The sequence below is a fragment of the Myxococcus llanfairpwllgwyngyllgogerychwyrndrobwllllantysiliogogogochensis genome, assembly GCF_006636215.1.
GTDB classification, from domain to species: domain Bacteria; phylum Myxococcota; class Myxococcia; order Myxococcales; family Myxococcaceae; genus Myxococcus; species Myxococcus llanfairpwllgwyngyllgogerychwyrndrobwllllantysiliogogogochensis.
Genome location: NZ_VIFM01000495.1, coordinates 1 through 2,413 on the forward strand (window position 1 = coordinate 1; position 2,413 = coordinate 2,413).

General features: G+C 66.1%; 3 protein-coding genes. All 3 read right to left on the bottom strand.

Annotated features, from left to right (window positions below):
* On the bottom strand, positions 1 to 1,234 hold a 1,234-nt coding region (locus FJV41_RS48740; protein ID WP_141649451.1), incomplete at its 3' end, for a type IV pilus twitching motility protein PilT.
* A 136-nt stretch (positions 1,235 to 1,370) separates the two neighbouring features.
* The gene (rpsI, locus tag FJV41_RS48745; RefSeq protein ID WP_046712181.1) at positions 1,371 to 1,772 is read right to left on the bottom strand and encodes a 30S ribosomal protein S9; all 402 of its coding nucleotides are present in this window, start codon (positions 1,770 to 1,772) and stop codon (positions 1,371 to 1,373) included.
* 14 nt (positions 1,773 to 1,786) lie between these two features.
* Positions 1,787 to 2,233, bottom strand: coding sequence for a 50S ribosomal protein L13 (gene rplM / locus FJV41_RS48750; protein WP_141649452.1), 447 nt, complete (start codon positions 2,231 to 2,233; stop codon positions 1,787 to 1,789).
* Positions 2,234 to 2,413: the final 180 nt, after the last annotated feature.

Below are 2,413 nucleotides of genomic sequence, written 5' to 3' on the forward strand. Positions count from 1 at the left end.
GGCCCGGACGCTGGGCCTGGGCGGGCACCGGCGTGGGCGGTGAAGCCGGAGGCGGCGCGGCGGCTCCCGTGGGAGCCCCCTTCTGCGCGAAGGCGGCCGAGCCGGGAATCGGGCGGGCATCGCCGGGCTTCGCGTCGAAGTTGTCCCACTTCGAGTCGGACGTGCCGCTGATGCCGGAGAAGCGCAGCGCGAAGTCGTCCGGGTTGGACGCCTGCCGGTGGGCCTCCTCGTAGGTGACGAGCCCCTGTCGCACCAGGCTCATCAACGACTGGTCGAAGGTCTGCATGCCGTAGGAGTCGGTGCCCTGGGCGATGGCATCGTGAATCTCCTTCGTCCGGTCCTTGTCCTCGATGAGCTCGCGCACGCGCGCGGTGACGCGCAGCACCTCCACCGCGGCCACGCGGCCCTTGCCGTCCGCGCGCGGCACCAGACGCTGGCTGACCACGCCCTTGAGCACGCTCGCGAGCTGGATGCGCACCTGCTTCTGCTGGTGCGGAGGGAAGGCGGAGACGATGCGGTTGACCGTCTCGGTCGCGTCCAGCGTGTGCAGCGTCGACATGACGAGGTGGCCCGTCTCCGCCGCGTGCAGCGCCGTCTCGATGGTCTCGTGGTCTCTCATTTCGCCCACGAGGATGACGTCCGGGTCCTGCCGCAGCGCGCTCTTGAGCGCCTGCGCGAAGCTCATCGTGTCCACGCCCACTTCGCGCTGATTCACGATGGAGCGCTTGTCCCGGATGAGGAACTCGATGGGGTCCTCAATCGTCATGATGTGGCTGGTCTCGTTGGCGTTGATGTGGTCGATCATCGCCGCCAACGTCGTGGACTTGCCGGAGCCCGTCGTCCCCGTCACCAGGACCAGACCGCGCTCCTCACCACAAATCTTCGCCAGCACCTGCGGCAGCAGCAGGTCCTGCATGGTCATCACCTTGAACGGGATGACACGCAGCACCGCGCCCACCGTGCCGCGCTGCTGGAAGACGTTCACGCGGAAGCGGCCCAGGCCCGGCACGCCGTACGCCAGGTCCACCTCGTTGCTCGACTTGAACTTCTCCTTCTGGAACTCGTTCATGATGCCGAAGGCCATGCGCGCCACCTCCTCCGGAGGGAGGCGACGACCGTCCTTCAACGGCACCAGCGAGCCATCCACCCGGAACATGGGAGGCAGGCCTGCCTTGAGATGAATGTCGGAGGCACCGCCGCGCAGGGCGATCTGGAGAATCTCATTCAGTTCCATGGGCGCCTGGAATCGTAGCAGACGCCCCCGCGCCGAAGCGACCGAGGGAAATGGTGAGTCCCGGAAAACACCACGGCGGAGACCCTCGTGAGAGAGCCTCCGCCGCGGGAGACAACCGAGCAACCAACCTGAGCGGTTAGCGCTTGGAGAACTGGAACCGGCGACGCGCGCCCGGCTGACCGTACTTCTTGCGCTCGACCGCGCGAGCATCGCGGGTGAGGAAGCCGGCCTTCTTCAGCGCCGGACGGAACTCCGGGTTGAAGGCGCACAGGGCGCGGGCGATGCCGTGACGGATGGCACCGGCCTGACCGGAGAGACCGCCGCCGCGAACGTTCACGGTGACGTCGAGCTTCCCCTTCTGCTCGAGGATCTCGAGAGGCTGATTGAGCACCATCTTCGAGGTCTCACGACCGAAGTAGTCGTTGATCTCCCGACCGTTGATGGTGACCTGACCCGTGCCGGGACGGAGCCACACGCGGGCGGTGGCTTCCTTGCGGCGGCCGGTGGCGTAGAAACCGAGCTCTTGGTGAATGGGCATGGACGTTGTCTCCCTTACGCCTCGACCGCGAACGCGGCCGGCTTCTGGGCGGCGTGCGGGTGGGTGTCACCTGCGTAGACCTTCAGCTTCGTCATCATCTGCCGACCGAGCGCGTTGCGGGGCAACATGCGGCGCACGGCGTTGAGGATGACGTCCTCGGGGTGACGCTGGCGGAGCTTCTCCAGGTTGGTGATCTTCAAACCACCGGGGAAACCCGCACGGGAGTGCCGGTAGTAGAGCTTGTCCTGCTCCTTCGTTCCCGTCACCTTCACCTTTTCGGCGTTGATGACGATGACGTGGTCGCCCGTATCGATGGACGGCGTGTAGATGGCCTTGTGCTTACCCTTGAGCAGGGTGGCAATCTGGCTCGCCGCGCGGCCCAGCACCTTGTCGGACACGTCGATGACGTGCCACTGGCGCTTGATGTCCCCAGCCTTCGCGCTGTAGGTCTTCTGCGACATTTCTTGCACTCCAAACTTCTCGCGGCCGCCAGGTGCATGCCGGGGAACCGCTGAACGTGCCTAACCAACCGCAGGTCCGCCGTTGAAACTCCACGGAGGCCTGGAAAGGCCGACCCTCCTAGTCGGCATGGGGGATCAAGTCAAGGTTGGTGGGGCCTCGCCCCTGGAAAGCCTGTCTGC

Bases quoted from the DNA above. Each gene is read 5' to 3' on its own strand.
- rpsI (WP_046712181.1), bottom strand. From the start codon at position 1,772: ATGCCCATTCACCAAGAGCTCGGTTTCTACGCCACCGGCCGCCGCAAG.
- rplM (WP_141649452.1), bottom strand. From the start codon at position 2,233: ATGTCGCAGAAGACCTACAGCGCGAAGGCTGGGGACATCAAGCGCCAG.